This window comes from Leisingera sp. ANG59 (assembly GCF_013317235.1).
Taxonomy (GTDB): domain Bacteria; phylum Pseudomonadota; class Alphaproteobacteria; order Rhodobacterales; family Rhodobacteraceae; genus Leisingera.
The window spans coordinates 1-17,826 of sequence record NZ_WLCM01000040.1 but is presented as its reverse complement, the minus strand read 5'-3'; the positions used below and the strand labels follow the sequence as shown (position 1 = coordinate 17,826).

Annotated in this window: 17 protein-coding genes and 1 pseudogene; 15 read left to right on the top strand and 3 right to left on the bottom strand. The window is 60.5% G+C overall.

Features of this window, described 5'->3' with window-relative positions:
• The first annotated feature begins 82 nt into the window (after positions 1-82).
• From GKC28_RS21825 to GKC28_RS21800, 6 genes are all read left to right on the top strand, one after another.
• A complete protein-coding gene (locus GKC28_RS21825) occupies positions 83-475 on the top strand; it encodes a glyoxalase (protein ID WP_174149095.1) in 393 nt (130 codons plus the stop codon).
• A complete protein-coding gene (locus GKC28_RS21820; RefSeq protein WP_254604349.1) occupies positions 472-1,143 on the top strand; it encodes an SDR family oxidoreductase in 672 nt (223 codons plus the stop codon). The genes GKC28_RS21825 and GKC28_RS21820 overlap by 4 nt, the downstream gene beginning before the upstream one ends.
• 53 nt (positions 1,144-1,196) lie before the next feature.
• A complete protein-coding gene (locus GKC28_RS21815) occupies positions 1,197-2,297 on the top strand; it encodes an alkene reductase (RefSeq protein ID WP_174149094.1) in 1,101 nt (366 codons plus the stop codon).
• Positions 2,294-2,638 carry a cupin domain-containing protein gene (locus tag GKC28_RS21810; RefSeq protein WP_174149093.1) on the top strand — a complete coding sequence of 115 codons (345 nt, stop codon included), beginning with the start codon at positions 2,294-2,296 and terminating at the stop codon, positions 2,636-2,638. Before GKC28_RS21815 ends, GKC28_RS21810 begins: the two co-directional genes overlap by 4 nt.
• Positions 2,639-2,659: 21 nt before the next feature.
• The gene (locus GKC28_RS21805) at positions 2,660-3,688 is read left to right on the top strand and encodes a zinc-binding alcohol dehydrogenase family protein (RefSeq protein ID WP_368041157.1); all 1,029 of its coding nucleotides are present in this window, start codon (positions 2,660-2,662) and stop codon (positions 3,686-3,688) included.
• Between the two features lie 62 nt (positions 3,689-3,750).
• Positions 3,751-4,617: a DMT family transporter gene (locus GKC28_RS21800; protein ID WP_254604348.1), complete on the top strand. Its 867-nt coding sequence runs from the start codon at positions 3,751-3,753 to the stop codon at positions 4,615-4,617.
• Between the two features lie 9 nt (positions 4,618-4,626).
• Here the strand turns inward: GKC28_RS21800 and GKC28_RS21795 are convergent, their stop codons facing one another.
• Positions 4,627-5,391, bottom strand: coding sequence for a helix-turn-helix transcriptional regulator (locus GKC28_RS21795; RefSeq protein WP_174149091.1), 765 nt, complete (start codon positions 5,389-5,391; stop codon positions 4,627-4,629).
• Between the two features lie 255 nt (positions 5,392-5,646).
• On the opposite strand from GKC28_RS21795, the gene GKC28_RS21790 reads away from it, so the two are divergent.
• The 9 genes from GKC28_RS21790 (at position 5,647) to GKC28_RS21750 (ending at position 17,005) form a co-directional block, all read left to right on the top strand.
• Complete coding sequence (locus tag GKC28_RS21790) at positions 5,647-7,176, top strand: sugar ABC transporter ATP-binding protein (RefSeq protein WP_174149090.1); 1,530 nt, start codon at positions 5,647-5,649, stop codon at positions 7,174-7,176.
• Entirely contained in the window at positions 7,176-8,237 is a 1,062-nt protein-coding gene (locus GKC28_RS21785) for an ABC transporter permease (protein WP_174149089.1), read from the top strand. Before GKC28_RS21790 ends, GKC28_RS21785 begins: the two co-directional genes overlap by 1 nt.
• A gap of 28 nt (positions 8,238-8,265) precedes the next feature.
• Positions 8,266-9,375: a substrate-binding domain-containing protein gene (locus GKC28_RS21780; protein WP_174149088.1), complete on the top strand. Its 1,110-nt coding sequence runs from the start codon at positions 8,266-8,268 to the stop codon at positions 9,373-9,375.
• Positions 9,376-9,437: 62 nt separating this feature from the next.
• Positions 9,438-10,355: a polysaccharide deacetylase family protein gene (locus GKC28_RS21775; RefSeq protein ID WP_174149087.1), complete on the top strand. Its 918-nt coding sequence runs from the start codon at positions 9,438-9,440 to the stop codon at positions 10,353-10,355.
• A 54-nt stretch (positions 10,356-10,409) separates the two neighbouring features.
• Entirely contained in the window at positions 10,410-11,630 is a 1,221-nt protein-coding gene (gene lhgO / locus GKC28_RS21770; protein ID WP_174149086.1) for an L-2-hydroxyglutarate oxidase, read from the top strand.
• The gene (locus tag GKC28_RS21765) at positions 11,620-11,943 is read left to right on the top strand and encodes an NIPSNAP family protein (RefSeq protein ID WP_174149085.1); all 324 of its coding nucleotides are present in this window, start codon (positions 11,620-11,622) and stop codon (positions 11,941-11,943) included. The genes lhgO and GKC28_RS21765 overlap by 11 nt, the downstream gene beginning before the upstream one ends.
• Positions 11,944-11,961: 18 nt before the next feature.
• On the top strand, positions 11,962-12,516 hold the full coding sequence (locus tag GKC28_RS21760; protein ID WP_174149084.1) for a thioredoxin: 555 nt from the start codon (positions 11,962-11,964) through the stop codon (positions 12,514-12,516).
• A 987-nt stretch (positions 12,517-13,503) separates the two neighbouring features.
• A complete protein-coding gene (locus tag GKC28_RS21755) occupies positions 13,504-14,802 on the top strand; it encodes an HlyD family efflux transporter periplasmic adaptor subunit (protein ID WP_174149083.1) in 1,299 nt (432 codons plus the stop codon).
• A 247-nt stretch (positions 14,803-15,049) separates the two neighbouring features.
• The gene (locus tag GKC28_RS21750) at positions 15,050-17,005 is read left to right on the top strand and encodes a glycosyltransferase family 2 protein (RefSeq protein WP_174149082.1); all 1,956 of its coding nucleotides are present in this window, start codon (positions 15,050-15,052) and stop codon (positions 17,003-17,005) included.
• Positions 17,006-17,192: 187 nt separating this feature from the next.
• On the opposite strand, the pseudogene GKC28_RS21745 reads toward GKC28_RS21750, so the two are convergent.
• A pseudogene (locus GKC28_RS21745) lies at positions 17,193-17,546 on the bottom strand (tyrosine-type recombinase/integrase); the annotation flags it as partial.
• Between the two features lie 14 nt (positions 17,547-17,560).
• Positions 17,561-17,826: hypothetical protein (locus GKC28_RS21740; RefSeq protein ID WP_254604347.1), on the bottom strand; the 266-nt coding region annotated here is incomplete at its 5' end.

The window sequence follows — 17,826 nt, the reverse complement described above, 5'->3', positions numbered from 1 at the left end:
ACCGAACTATAAATTCGGATGCAACTCAATTCTCTTGGTTCTCCGCAAAGCGTACCTTGCTGGAAACCAAGGAAACACCATCATGCAGCTTGATCATGTGACCATACGCACCCGAAATCTCGCTGGCACGCGGGACTTCTTCATTGATGTGTTCGGTCTTGAAGAAAAGCCGCGCCCCAAGTCGATCCAGCGGATTCCGGGCCATTGGCTCCATTTCGGTGACGACCCCATTGTCCATTTGATCGGTTCACGCGGGCTGGGTCCGAATGCCAGCCCCGAAGCTTGGGACCACGTCGGGTTTCGCTTGACCGGCTACCCCCGCTTTCGCGCCAAGCTCGAAGAAAGAGGCATCCGCTATTCCACCATGGACCTGCCTGAACTGAACGAACGGCGCCTGTTTTTCCATACCCCCTGCGGACAACTCATCGAAACCGTCTTTCGCGAAACCACAAAATTTCCTGGAGAAGAAAAATGACTGACATGACCGGAAAGAAAGCCATCGTGGTCGGCGGCACATCGGGCATTGGTGCTGCGGTGGCTGATGTTCTGGCCGAACGCGGTGCCGAGGTACTGCGGGCTAGCCGCGCGACGGGCCTGGATGTCTCCGACGGTGCAGCTTTGTCCAGCTGGATTGCCCAACAAGGACCGGTTGATCACCTTGTCTTCACCGCAGGCTCACAAGCGCCGGGCGGTGTCATCGCCTCCCTTGATCTGGACGCTGCCCGCGCCGCCTTTGACACCAAGTTCTGGGGCAGCATCCGCACCGCACAGGCCGCAGCCCCGCACCTGCGGGAGGGTGGCACGATCACCTTCACCAGCGGTTTCCTGGCCCGGCGCACTGTACCCGGGACATTTGCAAAAACTGCAATGAACGCTGCCCTCGAAGCCAGCGCCAAGATCCTCGCCAAGGAACTTGCACCCATCCGCGTCAATGTCGTCAGTCCCGGCCTGACTGACACAGATGCCTATGCCGGGATGGAGGCAGAGGCCCGAGAGCAAATGTTCGATGGGGCGGCCTCCGTCCTGCCTGCGGGCCGTGTGGCCCAGCCCCGCGACGTGGCTGCGGGCCATCTCTTTGCGATCGAAACCCTTTCCGTCACCGGCGCCGTGATCGACATCGACGGCGGTGCCCTGATCAACTGACCCGGAGCACTTAGATACCTGCCGGATTAAAACTCTCCCTAAGGACCAGATACATGACCACTCTTTTCGACTCCGCCAAAGTGGGCGCCTTTGACCTGCCGTCGCGCATCGCACTAGCCCCGATGACACGCTGCCGCACCGGTCAGCCTGGCAACATCCCCAACGCGATGATGGCTGACTATTATGCCCAACGCGCCAGCGCGGGGTTGATTATCACCGAGGCCACCCAAATCAGCCAGCAGGGTCAGGGTTACTCCTTCACACCCGGCATCCACTCCGAAGAACAGGTGGCAGGCTGGCGCAAGGTGACAAATGCCGTGCATCTGGCGGGCGGGCGCATCGTCAACCAGCTTTGGCATGTGGGCCGGATGAGCCACGCGATGTTCCATGCGGATGGCCAGCCGGTCGCGCCCTCGGCAATTGCCCCCAATGCAACCGTCTGGGTTGTAGACCCTGAGACAGGCAAAGGCGGCATGGTGGACTGCCCAGTCCCCCGCGCGCTGGAAACCGATGAAATCGCAGGCGTCATCGCCGACTACGCAACGGCCGCACGAAACGCCAAGGAGGCCCGGTTTGATGGTATCGAAATCCACGCGGCCAATGGCTACTTGATCGATGAGTTCCTGCGTGCCAGTTCAAACAAACGCGAAGATCAATACGGCGGCAGCGTTGAAAACCGCATTCGCTTTGCCATTGAAGTGACCGGAGCTGCGGCCGCTGAATTCGGTGCAGATCGCGTGGGTATCCGAATCTCTCCCTTCATCACACAGCGCGGCATGGATGACCCTGACGCCCCCGCCACCATTCTTGCGATGGCTAAAGAGCTGGGACGGATTGGCATCGCGTACATTCATATCGCCGAGGCGGACTGGGACGACGCCCCGGAAACACCGCGCGCCTTCCGCGAAGCGCTGCGGGAGGTGTTTCCCGGCGCGATCGTCGTTGCCGGCGGCTATGACAAGAACAAGGCTGAGGCCATCCTGGCTGAAGATCTGGCCGATGTGGTGGCCTTTGGACGCCCGTTCATCGCCAACCCCGACCTGCCGCGCCGCTATGCCGAAGATTTGCCGCTGGCGGCCTTTGACGGCGATACGCTCTTTGGCGGCGATCAGCAGGGTTACACCACCTACGGCAACTATGAGGCGGCGGCATGAGCCGTCCCTTGTCCGCCCGCGAGATTGATCAAGCCCGCGGTAACGACCAGATCGGCACCAAACTTGTTGCCGAAACCGGCAACATGAAGATCTGGCATTTGCGTCTCGCTCCCGGCGAGACGATTGCCGCTCATCGGCATGACCGGCCCTATTTCTGGACGGTTCTGACCGACGGGAAAGCCAAGTCGCGCTATGGTGACGGCCGCATCGAGGATATCACCTATGCCAGTGGCCAGACACAACATTTCCCCGATCTGACACCTGACAATGCTTTTGTTCACGACCTGACAAATACCGGAGACGCCGAGCTTGTCTTCGTCACTATCGAGTTCGAATGCTGAACGCCAAAAAGGAAACTCAACGTGCAACACATCGTCACCACCAAAGCCGTAGCCCTGACCCGCTACTTGCCGGTCAGTGATCCCAACTCCTTTTCCGATGTGGAATTGCCTGTTTCTGCTCCCACCGGCCAGGACATTCTGGTTGAGGTTAAGGCGATTGCCGTCAACCCCGTCGACACCAAAGTGCGCGCGCCCAAGGAAAAAGTGGAAGAAACACCGCGTGTACTTGGTTGGGATGCGTCCGGCATAGTCACCGCTGTCGGTCCGGATGTGACGCTCTTCAAACCCGGCGACGCGGTCTATTATGCTGGCGATATCACCCGCCCCGGCAGCAATCAGCAATACCAGCTGGTTGATGAACGGATCGTGGGCCGCAAACCCGAAAGCCTCAGCCACGCCGAAGCGGCCGCCCTGCCGCTGACCACGATCACAGCCTATGAGGCCATGTTCGACAGGCTCGAAATCGACCGTGAAGGCGCGGATGCCGGCCAGTCCATCCTGATGATCGGCGGGGCAGGCGGTGTTGGTTCGATCGCCATCCAGCTGGCCAAGCGTGCTGGCCTGATCGTAATAGCCTCGGCCTCGCGCCCCGAAACCATCGCCTGGGTCAAGGAGCTCGGCGCGGATCACACGGTTAGCCACCGCGAGGATATGGTCGCCCAAACCCGCGCGCTCGGCTTTCACCACGTCGATCACATCGCGATCTTCAACGACATGCGCCATTGGGAGGCCGCCGTCGAACTGATCCGGCCGCAAGGCGGGATCGTGACCATTGATGACACCGATTTTCCAATGCCGATGGCTGGCATGAAAACCAAGGCCGCCGCGCTGCACTGGGAGTTCATGTTCGCCCGCGCCATGCACCAGACACCGGACATGATCGAACAGCACAAGCTGCTGAGCTTTGTTGCCGATGAGATCGACGCGGGCCGCATCCGCACCACGCTGAGCGAAGTCCTTTCGCCGATCAATGCGGAAAACCTGCGCAGGGCCCATGCCGCCATCGAGGCCGGCACCGCAAAAGGCAAAATTGTTCTGGAAGGGTTCTGATGCCCGGCATCAGGCAACAAGGCAAAGGCCGGCCCATCACCCGCCCGGCCTTTGCGGCACCCATGCGTAGCAAAGCCCGCGTCATGCTTGGCCTGTCGGTTCTGCTGCTTGGCGTGAACTGGCCGGTGATGAAGTTCGGACTTGATTACTTTTCGCCCTTTTGGATGGTTTGCCTGCGTTTTCTTCTCAGCGCTCCAGTGGTTGCCGCGCTGATTGTCATCTCCGGGCGCCGCCTACCGGTTCTGACAAGGGCCGATGTGCCGGTCATCCTGGGCGTCGCGGCCTTCCAGTTCGCCGGCATGATGGGGCTGGTAACCCTGGCGCTCACGCTTGTCCCGGCGGGAACAGCCAGCATTCTGATCTATACCACGCCAGTCTGGCTCTTGCTGATCGACATGATCCATGGCGAAGCAAAGATAATAGGCAAACGCAAGGCAACGGCGCTTGTGTCCGCCGCAGGCTGCGCGGTTATCGTTTTTTCCTCGGGCAAATCCGGTCTGTGGGGCGCGCTGCTTCTTATCCTGATGGCCTCTGCCCTTTGGGCAATCGCAATGCGGCTTGTCAATCGCCACAAATGGCAGGGCGGCGTCCGCGATGCCCTGTTCTGGCAAATGCTGCTTGCCGGATTGGCCCTGCTGCCGGTAGCCTATTTCGTCGAGGGCCCCTTTGTGCCGCGGTCGCTGACGCCGGTTTCTGTTACCCTCTTGGTGCTCATCGGTCCGGTGGCCAGCGGTGCCGGGTTCGGGTTCATGATTGCCGCGGGCCGCAGCCTACCGGCAGCACACGTCGCCCTGATCAGCACCGCCACGCCGCTCATCGGCTTCCTCGCGGCAACTCTGGCGTTGGGGGAACCCGTGCAAACTACCATTTTGATTGGCGGTGGAGCTATGCTCGCTTCGTTGGTCTGGGGGGCGGCGTCCAGACTGTGACAACCGGCGCTACTGCGGAACGTGCTTACTCCTGCCCGCAAACGACTTCGCATAGGCCGAGGGCGTGCGGCCCACATATTCCTGAAACGCCACAGAAAAAGCCGAACTCGACGAGAACCCGACCTCAAATGCAGTTTCCGTGATCGACCGCCGTTCGCGGCGCAGCATCTCCATCGCCCGGTTCATGCGCATTTCGCGGATGAACTCGCGCCAGCTCTGCCCCAGTTCCGACTGCATGTGGCGGCGCAGGGTCCGTTCCGACATGCCCGCATGTTCCGCCACCTCCGACAGCGAGACCGATGGCCCCTTGCGCCGGGTGTAGTCAATCACCTCCTGAATGGCGGAGCTGCTGGCATAAGGTGTCCACATGATCCGCTCATGCCGGAACCATTCCGGCAGCATGTGGCCAAGCGTGGTGAAAAAGGCTCGCGCGTGGCGGCTGCCCGGACTTGTATCGCCACCCCATTTCAAGGCGTAGTCCAGCATCGTCGCTGCGAATTCCCCAAGCGGGCCGACCCAGCATCCGTCATGTGTCCAGGCTACTTCGCGGCGGCAGAATTTGACAACCAAACCCGACGACGGCACCCGCGCCCGCAAGCGGAACATCCGCCCCTCGGGGATATAGACCATGTGATCGGGCGGGATCACCCATTCCCCGGCATGTCCGAACAGCTCAAGTTCGCCAGTGCGGCAGCGCACAAGCTGACCGCCTCCCTCGGCATCGGTCAAATAGTCAAAACGCCCAGTACCGAAACGCAGGGCGTGACTAGTCATTTCCCACGTCACGGAAAATGTGCCGGTGCTTGGCTTGTGCTGCCTCACTGTCATCCATCGAACTCCACCAGGGTTTCGTTTTGATGTCCTACACAACTCTTCCGGTCCGGCCAAAAGCTTATCCAGCACCTGTCCGATAATCAAAACAAATTGTCCGATCGCCGAATGCAGGACGCGTCCGAAAAGGGCAACATCATCAAATACTGTCGATTACAGGCCATCGGTGACGGCGGTATTTCGGGAGGAGATTCGAAAATGGCACTGAGTAACGCAGTTTCTGCGAACGGACCCGTGTTGTCCGTGGCGGGCGTGAGTAAGCGCTTTGGCGGGACACAGGCTGTCAGCAAGGTCAGCTTTGCGGTGAATACAGGTGAAATCGTCGCCCTGCTTGGTGAAAACGGTGCCGGGAAATCGACACTGATTAAGATGCTCGCGGGTGTCTACGCAAGCGACGAAGGCCACTTCCTATTCAGGGAGAGCCAATTCGATCCGCGTGACACCCATCCCGGCATCGCCTTTATTCACCAGGATCTCGGCCTGATCGAATGGATGACCGTAGCCGAAAATATCAACCTGATGCAAAACAGCTATCCGCGGCGCTTCGGGCTGATCGACTGGGGACAGGCACGCGAAAACGCGCTCAACGCCTTGGCTGAGATATCCGACAGTATCGACCCGGACATGCGGGTGCAGGATTTGACACGCACCGAGAAATCACTTGTCGCCATAGCCCGCGCCCTGGCCCGCAAGGCCACGCTTCTGGTGCTGGATGAACCCACTGCATCGCTGCCGCAATCGGATGTGGAGATGCTGCATGGCGTGCTCTGCCGCCTGCGCAACAATGGTGTGGCGATGATCTACGTCTCGCACCGGCTGGACGAGGTGTTTGCCATTGCTGACCGCGCCGTGGTGCTGCGTGACGGCTTCCTGGCCGGGGATGAACCGATCGGAAAGCTAGATGCTGAAAGCCTGATCCAGCTGATCATCGGCCGCAATCTGGACGATGTCTTTGTCCACACCGAGCCCCCCGAAAACGCGCCTTGCGTGCTGCGGCTGGAACACGTGCAGACGCAAGATGTCGGCCCAATCAGTTTCGAGCTGCGGCGGGGCGAGGTTCTGGGTCTTGTCGGGCTGCGCGGTGCCGGACAAGACGCGGTCGGCCATGTGCTTTTCGGCCGCAACCCGCTGCAATCAGGTGAGATCCGGCTGGCCGATGGCACTCGCTTTCACGCCGCGCATCCCCAGGAGGCCATCCAGCAGGGCATTTGCATGGTGGCGGGCGACCGCAACGCCGAATCCGTGGCGCCAGGGCTGAGCATCCAGGAAAACCTCTTCCTAAACCCAGGTCTGACCGGGCGCGGTCTGGGGGACTTTCGAACCCCCAATAACGAGGCCACCGAAGCGCGCCGCATTGGCCGAACCTTCGACATCCGCCCTAATGACCCTTGCGCACCCATTGAAACGCTGTCCGGCGGCAATCAGCAGAAGGTTGTCATGGCCCGGTGGATGACTGTGGGCGGTCAAGTGCTGATCCTCGAGGATCCGACCGCCGGGGTCGATGTCGGCTCCAAAGCAGATATCTACGCGCTGCTGGTGCGTGCCCTGAACGACGGGCTGGCAGTGCTGCTCATTTCCACCGATTTCGAGGAAGTCGCCGCCCTCAGCCACCGCGCGTGCGTTTTTCACGGTGGCGGCATCGTGACGGAGCTGAGCCAGCCGGACATCTCAATCGAAACATTGCTGAACGCTGCCTCGCTGGAGTCGGCCCGTCAGGAGGAGAACTGATGCAATCCCTGGAATCCAATGCGCTGGAACCGACTGTGGCCGAACTCGAAAGCCTGTCTTTCGGCGCCCGCCTGATCCGGTTGCTGCCGGTCTACGGCTTGCCGGTCCTGACCGTGCTGCTGATTATCTTGTTTTCGCTGATCCTGCCGAAAACCTTTCCGACCTTCCTCAATCTGCGCGCGATCCTAGGGGAAAAATCCGTCATCGCGCTGCTGTCACTTGCGGCGATGATCCCAATGATGACTGGCCGGATTGACCTGACGGTGGGTTACGGCATCGTCATCTGGCACGTCCTCGCCATCAGCCTGCAGACCGACTACGGGCTGCCCTGGTCTGTTGCGGTGCTGATCGTTCTGGCGGGCGGCTGCCTGCTGGGCGCCCTGAACGGCTTGCTGGTCGAAGTTGCGAAAATCGACAGTTTCATTGCGACCCTGGGCACCGGCACGGTGATCTATGCGCTGGCCCTCTGGTACACGGGCGGCCGACAGGTCATCGGGGCACTGCCCGAGGCCTTCACCGGGATTTACACGGCTACGGTTTTTAGCCTGCCGGTCGCCGCTTTCTATGTGCTGGTTATCGCCGTGATCCTTTGGGTGATCACCGATTACCTGCCGATCGGGCGCAACCTCTATGCCATCGGCGCCAACCCCCGCGCCGCTGAGCTGAACGGCATCCGCACACGCCGTTTCGTGATCGGCGCATTCATTGCATCGGGGCTGATCGGTGCAATTGCCGGGGTGGTTCTAGCCGCAAAACTGCGGATCGGCCAAGCCAGCGTCGGTCTCGAATTCCTACTGCCCGCGCTCGTCGGCGCTTTCCTAGGCTCGACAACGATCAAACCGGGGCGAGTGAACGTCTGGGGCACCTTGATCGGGGTGATCATCCTGGCAGTCGGCATCTCGGGCATCCAGCAATTGGGCGGCGCCTTTTATGTCGAACCCCTGTTCAACGGCACTATGCTGCTGATCGCCATCGGCATTGCCGGATATGCGCAGCGCAAGCGCAGTTTGGTCCGCAAGGCGAGGCACCCCACCCAGACCCCACAGCCCAAGAAGTCTTGATCAGACCCGTTCACGGAGGAGAGAACGCATGACCATCGCACTGAAACCCCTGTTCGCCGCGGCCCTAGTGGCCAGCACCGCGCTTGCCGGGCTTCCGGCCGCAGCCGATGCGGTCACCGACGCCAAGGCCTTTGTCGCCGAAGCCGCCAAGCCCAACCCGCCATGGACCGGACCGACATCGGGCCCTGCGGCTCAGACCGGAAAAACCATCGTCTATGTCTCCGCTGATCAGCGCAACGGCGGTGCTCTCGGCGTCAGCGAAGGCGTAAAGGAAGCCGCAGCCGCCATCGGTTGGGAGGTCCGCGTGATTGACGGACAGGGCAGCGTCTCGGGCCGGTCCTCAGCCATGCAGCAGGCCATTGCCCTGCAGCCCGACGGGATCATCCTGGGGACGGTGGACGCCAACGAACAGGCCGAAGCCATCCGCCAGGCCGACGCGGCAGGCATCCAGATCGTAGGCTGGCATTCCACCGCCTCGGCCGGGCCTTCGCAGAAGCACCCGATCTTCACCAATATCACCACTGACCCGCTGGAGATTTCCCGCGCCGCCGCTTCGCTGGCCGTGGCCGACAGCAATGGAACAGCGGGCGTCGTGATCTTCACAGACAGTGTCTATGAGATCGCGATTGCAAAATCCGATGCCATGGCCGAGGTCATCAAAGCCTGTGAAGGCTGCAAGATCCTATCGGTCGAAGATACGCCGCTGGCAGAGGCCAGCACGCGGATGCCGCCTCTGACCAATGCGCTGCTGCAACGCTATGGCGACGGCTGGACCTATTCGCTGACTATCAACGATCTGCCCTATGACTTCATGGCCCCGGCCCTGATCTCGGCTGGCATGCCCCAGGACGGCCAGCCGCGCAACATATCAGCCGGCGACGGATCCGAGGCGGCGTTCCAGCGCATCCAGCAGAACTTCTATCAATACGCTACCGTAGCCGAACCGTTGAACCTGCATGGCTGGCAGGCCGTGGATGAAATGAACCGGGCATTTGCTGGTGAGGCCGACAGCGGCTTCGTTGTCCCGGTCCACCTTTTCACTCCGGACAACATTCAGGAGGATGGCGGCGCCCGCCTCTCCTATGACCCCGGCAACGGATACCGCGACGTCTATCGCGGCATCTGGGGCGTCAACTGATCCCCCCACTGGCGCGGCCCGCGGGCTGCGTCCCTTTTCCAGTTTCCAATCGGAGCAAACACATGACCAAGACTTTCTGGCCCGATGACGCCCGGCTTGTGATCTCGATCTCAATGCAGTTCGAAGCCGGCGGCGAAGCCCCCTATGGCCCCGGCGGCCCCTTCTCGGGCTTCATCGACATGGATCCTGCCTATCCCGACTTCCCAACCAAGAGCTGGTACCGCTACGGCTATATCGAAGGCATCCAGCGCATGCTGGACCTGTGGGACAAACACAGGATCAAAGTGACCTCGCATATGGTCGGCAGCGCCGTGGACCGCAGTCCGGAGGTGGCGAAGGAGATCGTCGAGCGCGGCCATGAGGCCGCCGCGCATGGGCGCGATTGGATCATGCAGGTCGATCTGCAAGAGGCGGAAGAGCGCCGCTTTATCGCCGACAACGTCGCCTCAATCAAGCGCGCCACAGGCGTTGCGCCTGTCGGCTATAACGGAGCGGCGATGCGCGGCACGATCAACACGCTGAAAATCCTTCAGGACGAAGGCTTCAAGTATCACATCGACGATGTCAGCCGTGATGAGCCCTTCGTGATCCCTGTACGGAACAGGGATTTTGCCGTCGTGCCCTATTCGGTAACCCTGAACGACATCATCCAGTTCGAGGGATACAAGTTCACCACTAGTGAATATGAGCGCCAGCTGAAGGACGAATTCGACCAGCTTTACGAGGAGGCCGGACACCGCCGCCGGATGATGGCCATCTCGACACATGACCGGGTGCAGGGCCGCCCCTACCGGGTCAAGTCGCTGGGCCGGTTCCTGGAGTATGCGCTCAAGCACAAGGGTGTGGTGGTAATGCGCAAGGACGACATCGCCGATTTCGCCCTGTCAGAACCCAGTATCATCCGCGACCCAAACCCGCATGACGAATGGGCAGAATGGGAGCGCAGGAACGGCGCGCAGAAGATCGAACCGATTGCATGATAGCCGCACCGGGCGCGGGTCCCTTCCGTGCCCGGCACAACCGAAAGTCATGACATGACCGACATCACCATCATCGGCGGCGGCATCGTCGGGATCGCAACGGCCCTGGAAATTCAGCGCGCCTGGCCTGGTCTTTCTGTCAGGGTGCTGGAAAAAGAACAGGCGCTGGCTCAGCATCAGACAGGCCGCAACAGCGGCGTCATCCATGCTGGCATCTACTATGCACCTGGCAGTCTAAAGGCAGATTTCTGCCGCCGCGGGCTGGAGGCCACGGTCCGTTTCTGCAGCGATCATCTGCTGCCGTTTGAGCAATGCGGCAAGCTTTTGGTCGCCACCTCGCCGTTGGAAGAAGACCGGCTGGCCGCTCTGACCACCCGTGCCCGACAAAACGGGCTCAACATCCGCCCGGTGCCGGGTGCCGAACTGCGCGAGCTGGAACCTAATATCACGGGCCGCGCCGGCCTGCTCAGCCCGGCCACCGGTATTGCCGACTACGCCGCGATAGTGCGCAAGATGGCTGAACTCTTTACCGGCGCCGGGGGGGAGATCACCCATAACACCGACGTGACCGGGATCAACGAAACCGCCAATGACGTGAACCTGACGCTTTCCAACGGTCAGCGCCTGAAGACCGGCCGCCTGATTGTCTGTGCCGGCCTCAATGCCGACCGGCTGGCTGGGATGTGCGGCTTGGCTGATGACTTTGCTATTGTTCCGTTCAAGGGAGAGTACTACCGCCTTGCACCGCGCCGCGACACAATCGTCAATCACCTGATCTATCCGGTCCCCGACCCCGGCCTGCCCTTTCTCGGCATTCACTTGACACGGATGATCGGCGGCTATGTCACTGTCGGCCCCAATGCCGTGCTCAGCCTCGCGCGCGAGAAATACGGTAAATTGGCGACCTCGCCCCGCGACCTGGCCGAGATGGCGCGCTTTCCCGGCTTCTGGCGCACGCTTGGGGCAAACCTGACCTCAGGCCTGACAGAAATGGCCAACTCTACCTTCCGCCGTCGCTACCTCCGGGCCTGCCAGCGGTATTGCCCCGCGCTTGAGTTGAGCGATTTGCAGCCGTATCCGGCAGGCATTCGTGCACAGGCCGTGATGCGCGACGGCACGCTGGTGCATGATTTTCTGATCCGCAGTACCGCACGCACCATTCATATCTGCAATGCTCCCTCACCCGCTGCCACCTCGGCGATCCCCATTGCCGAACACATCCGCAACGAGGCCAAGCGCCTCTTTGAGCTTAAGGACCCTGCCCATGCTTTATGATCTGCGCACCTACCGCTGCCGCCCGGGCACAATGAGACGGCAACTCGATTTCTATGCTGAACAGGGATTTGACGCACAGTGCCGCCACCTTGGGGAACCTCTCTTATATGGCACCGTCGAGACCGGCGATGTGAACTCTTATGTCCACCTCTGGCAGTACCGCGACGCCGCCGACCGGCAAGCCCGCCGTGCCGCGCTCTACAAGGATCCCGACTGGCTCGAATACCGGACGCGGGGGGCGGCGCTTGGCTATCAAACCGGGCAGCACAATACCCTGTTGCGCCCGGCCGCCTTCTGGACCCCCCCGCACTAAGATTGAAAGGAGACCACCATGTCCCATTGGCACGCTGATCCGCTTCACTGGGGCCACGGCCCACGCGTGTTTGAGATATTTCTGGAGCCCACTTGCCCGTTTTCGGTGCGCGCTTTCGGCAAGCTCGATGAATTGCTGGCCGAGGCTGGGGATGATCGCATCACCGTCAAGCTGCGGCTGCTCTCCCAGCCCTGGCATATGTTTTCCGGCGTCGTCACCCGCTGCATCATCGCCGCCTCAACATTGGATCAGGGCAAAGAGGCCGCACGCACTGTAATGTCGGCGGTGGCTGCAAATCGTGATGAGTTCGAGTTCAGGGACCATTGCAGCGGACCAAACCTGGACACCACACCGCGCGGTATCATCGCCAGGCTCGAAGAATTGTCCGGTGTAGAACTGGCCACCGCCTTTGCCATCCCCGATCTTGATCGCGAGGTTAAATGGCATTGCAAGTATGCGCGTCAAAATGGAATCCACGTCTCACCCACCTTCATGATCGATGGCTTGGTGAGACCGCAAATGGGCAGCGGCGATGCAGTCTCAGACTGGGTTCGGGAAGTATTTCAGCAATAGGTTGCCAACCAAATGCCCGGTTAGTTTCACATCAGCGGGATAACCTTGGGGCCGCCAAAGGCCTTCAGAACGCTGCCCGCTAACACCTGAAACCACCTTGACCTGTCACCTGTTGCACATGCCTACGCTCTTCAATTCGCTTCAGCTTCACTCACTGGGAAGCGTGCAACGGTTCGAGTCGAGTCCACATTGGCCTTTGCTACCGAGATAGATGGTACATCTCGACCACTCGCTCGCTGGTGGGCTCAATCGTTCGCCGGTCAAAGATCAGTCCGATTGATTTGCACCTGCTGATCCAGTTTTCAGGAACCGAGCAGGTCACGCCAAGTAACACTATTCGCAGGATACTATTCAACGAATGTCTGCACACGTATCCCGACATCTTTCGTTTTGCAGCCGTAGCAAACGTCCGCTGCTCGCACGACCCTCTGATGTTTTCGCCAATGCAGCAAGGATCGCGCGCCTGCGGCGAAAGGCAGGTAAGTCCCGCGTAGCGGTCGCTCGTGCGGGCGGTTTTAGGACTCTCGGTCTCGGACATCAGGGACGGGTAGAAAGAGCCCACAAGAGACCTCGGATTTTTTCTCTGCGCGCGCAGCGGCAAGTATTCTGCACAAGCACGAAAATCTGTGACGCATTGCAGCGGCTTTTCCCGCCATTCGTGCATGGCACAGCAATTTTGGAGGGCCAGATTTACAGGGTGCCGGACGAAACAGACTTTCGCTGCGCTGGCTTTCAAAGACTGCTTAGGAGTTTCATGCGGCCGATGTCCGCAGGAAAGGATGTCTACCAAATACTGTGGTGGTGAGACTTGTTAGAAATGAAATCCCGCCTCCCCGCGCCGCAACTTAAAATTTCAGGCCCGGCTGGATTAGGTTTGATTGATGGCATTTTAACTAAACTCAGGTTGGCTGCCACCGCCTGGCAATCAACAATTAACGCGGCAATGCGATAGTCAATTGTATTTATTTTCAGGCGCCGGGTCCCACCATGAAACTGAAGCGAGCGGCGCGGATTGCGGCAGGCGTTGCCTGCCTTGGTGCCGCGTTCATGATTTTTGCACCACACGCAACGAATTACATTTCACGGGCTGCCGTGGTCAACGCCCCCATCATTTCCGTCAAAAGCCCCTTTGACGGCGCTCTGATGTCCGACGCGCTCACGCCCGCAACTCCAGTGATGCCGGCCACTGCAATTGTAGAACTTCAGGCGTCGCGCTCCAGCCGGACCGAACTTGCGCGGCTGGAAGCCAGAATCGGCATCCTGGCCCGGGAGGAGGTTTCGATCAGCACTGAAATTACCGCCCTTACGCAGTTGGACCAGCAACTTCTGGTAAGGATGGAACAGGTGCAAACGCTTGCCCGGCAAGTGCTGGAGGCGCAGCTGAGCGGTTTGCGCGGGGAGCTGGCGGCAGCGCGTGAACGCCAGGGCCGGCTGGCGCGGGATGCTCAAAGGTTTGAGCGGCTGTCTGCCAATGGGTCGGTGCCGCAGACGCAGGCAGAGACAGCGGTGTCGCTGGCGGCCGAGGCAAACGGCGAGGTCATCCGGCTGGCCGCCGCGGTCGAGGAGGCGGCGCGGAGCATGGCCGGGGTCAAGGATGGTATCCTCCCAGGGCTGGGAACAGAGGATGGCAGCTATGCCCGGCAACGCCGGGATGAGGTCGCAATCCGGCTGGCTGACCTCAGGGGCCGGAAGGCCCGCGTTAGCGCACAGCGCACCGGTCTGCTTCAGGAGGCCGAGGCGTTGCGCGAGGAGGTGGACCGGCTTGACCGGTTTGCTCCGCAATTGCCCACCGGCGCCGTGGTCTGGTCCGCAACCCCTGCCAAGGGCGCGGTGATCGCGGCGGGAGACGAAGTCCTGCAGCTTCTCGATTGCTCCCGCAGGTTCGTCGAGGTGTTTGTGCATGAAACAGCGTTTGAGGCGATCCGCCCCGGGGACACAGCGCAGGTGCGGCTGCGCGGCTCGGATGAGACCTTCCCCGCCTCTGTCGAGGCGCTGCGCGGCGCTGGCWGCCAGCGCGCCACCGGGCTGCTCGCTGCTGAGCCGGAAAATCTCACAGAGGGCAGCCTGTCTGTCATGCTGCGCCTTGCCCCAGTAAATGTGGCAACGGCCGGAGTCGCGCAGAATTTCTGTGATGTCGGGCGCACTGCCGAAGTGCGCTTTGACCGCGGATTGGGCAACATGCTGACGGTCGCCGGCCATTGGGTCGAGGAACTGCTGCGCGGTATCGCACCTTCGCTGGCTGCGTCGCCCGCTCCTGATGAGGATGACCCGCCGGATGCAGGCTGAATCCCTCGTTCCCCTGCTGCTGATCACCGCCGCGATTCTGCTGTTCGGCAACCGATGGCAGAACAACACTTGGGCAGACCGGCTGGTGGTGGCGGGCTTGACGGTGGTGATCCTGCGCTACCTCAGCTGGCGGCTGTTCGAAACGGTGCTGCCGGCCGGTATTTTCAGCGTGACCGGCCTGTTTATCGGGACCGTCTTCATCATCGAGATCCTGGCCTGGCTCGATACCGCGGTGCTTTATGCCTACATGCTGCGCCGCACCAACCGCACTCCGGAAGCGGACAAGCACGAGACGCGGCTGCGCGGCACGGCCCCCATCGACTTGCCCGAGGTCGACATCTTCATCGCCACCTACAACGAGCCCGCCGAAGTGCTGGAGAAGACAATTGTTGGCGCGGTGGAGCTGGACTGGCCGCAGGCAAAGCTCAATGTCTGGGTGCTCGATGACGGACGGCGCGGCTGGCTGCAGCGCATGAGCGAACACCTGGGCGCCGGCTATCTGACCCGCGCCGACAATGCCCACGCAAAGGCTGGCAATATCAATGCCGCTGTTACGCGCACCTCCGCCCCTTTCTTCCTTGTTCTTGACGCGGATTTCATTCCGCAGCGGAATTTCCTCTACCGGACCATGGGGTTTTTCGAGGACCCGAAAATCGGGATCGTGCAGATCCCCCATAACTTCTTCAACCCCGATCCGATGCAGGCGTCGCTGAACATGAGCAAGGTCATGCCCGACGACCAGCGGTTCTTCTTTGAGGCGGTCATGCCCGGACGCGACGGGTATGATTGCGCCTTTTGCTGCGGATCAAACGGCATCGTGCGGCGCAGCGCGCTGGAGGCGATCGGCAACAAGCTGCCCTCCGGCTCGATCACCGAAGACATGCTCCTGACGCTTGCCCTCAAGCGGAAAGGCTACACTACGCGCTATCTGGATGAGCGTCTGGCATTTGGCCTGGCCCCGGAGAACATCAACGCCTTTTTCATTCAGCGGGCACGGTGGGCGCGCGGCGCCATCCAGATCATGTTCCTTCGCGAAGGCCCGTTTGGCGGACCTGGCCTGAAATGGTACGAACGCCTGTTTTTCCTGCCGTTCCACTGGATCACCCAGTCATTCGGCCAAACCATTGCAATGGTGACGCCGGCCATATTCCTGCTCACGGGAGTGCCGCCGCTGGTCAATGCGTCTGCGGACACGGTGATGTCTTACCAACTGCCCGCAATTGTCGCAGCCATTGCCGCTGTCCGGCATTTTGCGCCGGGAAAATACCACCCGCTGGCAACGATGGCGCACGGCGTTCTGCAAGCCTTCCGGCTGCTGCCCGTGGTGGTCGCCACGCTGCTGAAACCGCACGGTCATGCGTTCAAGGTCACCCCCAAAGGCGGCGAAGGGACAGAAATACAAGACACAGCAACAGTTGCCATTTGCCTTCTTCTTTGCGGCCTGATGACGGCCGGCCTGGCCATAAACTCCAGCTACAACCTTCAGATCATCGCTTCCAGCCACCTGATGCCGGTTGTCGCCTTCTGGTCGGCGGTCAACATGGTCGTTCTGCTGCTGGTGGCAAAAATAGCCATCACGCCGCAGCTTTTGCGCAGCGAAGTTCGTTTCGAACTGAATGAGCCTGTGGTCTTGCGTACGGAAGGAGGCGGGCAGGCTGCGGGCAAATGCCATGACATGTCGCTGAACGGTATACAGGTAGAGGTGCATGCTGGCAGCTCTTGTCTGCCTGAAGCTGGCGGCTGGATCGGTGTGGATATCGCACAGGTCGGCGTAGTGCCGGCACAGCTTCGACGTGTCTTCAAAGGAGAAGGTGGCAGCCTTCGCGCCGGGCTGTCCTTTGCCTTGCCCGCGGCGGAGGAACTGGCAGAGCACTGGGAAGAAACGAGCCCGGACCGCACTGCGGAGGCGGAGGACGCAGCACAGCTGCGGCGGCGCTTGATCCGCAAGCTGTTTACCAAGGACCGGGTGCGCAAGTTCGATGGCCAGGACGATTGGAGGATAGGGGTCAGCATGCTGAAAAGCATTGTGGCCTCAGAAAAGGCCGCCTCTTCGGATAAAAATGCCTATCAGGATGCCGCCCGCCCAGTCGTGCCTGGTTGGTTGTATGAACTTCAGTCGCGAACTGAAACAGCACTGGATGACGAATGGCGTGCGGTGCTGCGCGCGCGCGCAGAGGCCACGAATGACAGTTCCGCTGCTTAATTAAATGAGTTCTCAAACAGGCTTGCTCGCATGACTTTAGTTGAACGCTGTGAAAGGTGAGAAAAGAACGAACATTCGCTACAGTGCAGCAATGCCGTAAGAGTGGGTTCGATCTGAACCACAGCTGAGGCGCGAATGTGGCTCCGGTCCGGGTTGGCGAACGGCAAGAGCCGCCCGCCAACGAGGTTCAAATGTCGATTTGTTCGGTGATGCTCAGCGCATCTTTAAGTTCGACGCCAAGGTATCTGACGGTATTGTCAAACTTTGTGTGTCCGAGCAGAAGTTGAAGCGCTCTGAGAATTCCGGTTTTCCGGTATATCTCCGCTGCTTTGGTCCGGCGCAGGGAGTGGGTGCCGTATCCACTGGGTTCCAACCCGATAGCGGCAACCCAATTCCGCACAAGCCGGCCATTTTGGCGTGTTGAAATATGCGGACGGTCATGAAACCGGCTGGGAAACATAAAGCGGCAGCCGATCATCTCCGGCGAAGTGATCCATGCGGCAATGGTGTCCCGCGTGTTTTCAGAGAGTTCGAAATGAAGTAAGCACCCGATTTCTACCGCGGGGGCTGGTCCTTGACGCGTGCGATGATGTCGGGATCGTCGACGGAGTCTTGTAAGAAGTCGTTCCAGCGCTCCGGCGAACGCCGGGCGTCCGCGAGCATGTCCTTCAGTTCGCAGATGCCATCGTCGGTCAGCGTCGTGATGTATTTGTCTTGCCCGATCTGAACGCTGACGATGCTGCCGTATGACAGGTTGTCGTCGTTGCTCACGATGGCTTCGAGAAGTCCTCGTCGTTGCTCACGATGGCTTCGAGAAGTCC

What these genes read in the sequence shown, in the direction of transcription:
- GKC28_RS21825 (WP_174149095.1), top strand. Translation starts at nt 83, where the DNA reads ATGCAGCTTGATCATGTGACCATACGCACCCGAAATCTCGCTGGCACG.
- GKC28_RS21820 (WP_254604349.1), top strand. Translation starts at nt 472, where the DNA reads ATGACTGACATGACCGGAAAGAAAGCCATCGTGGTCGGCGGCACATCG.
- GKC28_RS21815 (WP_174149094.1), top strand. Translation starts at nt 1,197, where the DNA reads ATGACCACTCTTTTCGACTCCGCCAAAGTGGGCGCCTTTGACCTGCCG.
- GKC28_RS21810 (WP_174149093.1), top strand. Translation starts at nt 2,294, where the DNA reads ATGAGCCGTCCCTTGTCCGCCCGCGAGATTGATCAAGCCCGCGGTAAC.
- GKC28_RS21800 (WP_254604348.1), top strand. Translation starts at nt 3,751, where the DNA reads ATGCGTAGCAAAGCCCGCGTCATGCTTGGCCTGTCGGTTCTGCTGCTT.
- GKC28_RS21795 (WP_174149091.1), bottom strand. Translation starts at nt 5,391, where the DNA reads ATGACTAGTCACGCCCTGCGTTTCGGTACTGGGCGTTTTGACTATTTG.
- GKC28_RS21790 (WP_174149090.1), top strand. Translation starts at nt 5,647, where the DNA reads ATGGCACTGAGTAACGCAGTTTCTGCGAACGGACCCGTGTTGTCCGTG.
- GKC28_RS21785 (WP_174149089.1), top strand. Translation starts at nt 7,176, where the DNA reads ATGCAATCCCTGGAATCCAATGCGCTGGAACCGACTGTGGCCGAACTC.
- GKC28_RS21780 (WP_174149088.1), top strand. Translation starts at nt 8,266, where the DNA reads ATGACCATCGCACTGAAACCCCTGTTCGCCGCGGCCCTAGTGGCCAGC.
- GKC28_RS21775 (WP_174149087.1), top strand. Translation starts at nt 9,438, where the DNA reads ATGACCAAGACTTTCTGGCCCGATGACGCCCGGCTTGTGATCTCGATC.
- lhgO (WP_174149086.1), top strand. Translation starts at nt 10,410, where the DNA reads ATGACCGACATCACCATCATCGGCGGCGGCATCGTCGGGATCGCAACG.
- GKC28_RS21765 (WP_174149085.1), top strand. Translation starts at nt 11,620, where the DNA reads ATGCTTTATGATCTGCGCACCTACCGCTGCCGCCCGGGCACAATGAGA.
- GKC28_RS21760 (WP_174149084.1), top strand. Translation starts at nt 11,962, where the DNA reads ATGTCCCATTGGCACGCTGATCCGCTTCACTGGGGCCACGGCCCACGC.
- GKC28_RS21750 (WP_174149082.1), top strand. Translation starts at nt 15,050, where the DNA reads ATGCTGCGCCGCACCAACCGCACTCCGGAAGCGGACAAGCACGAGACG.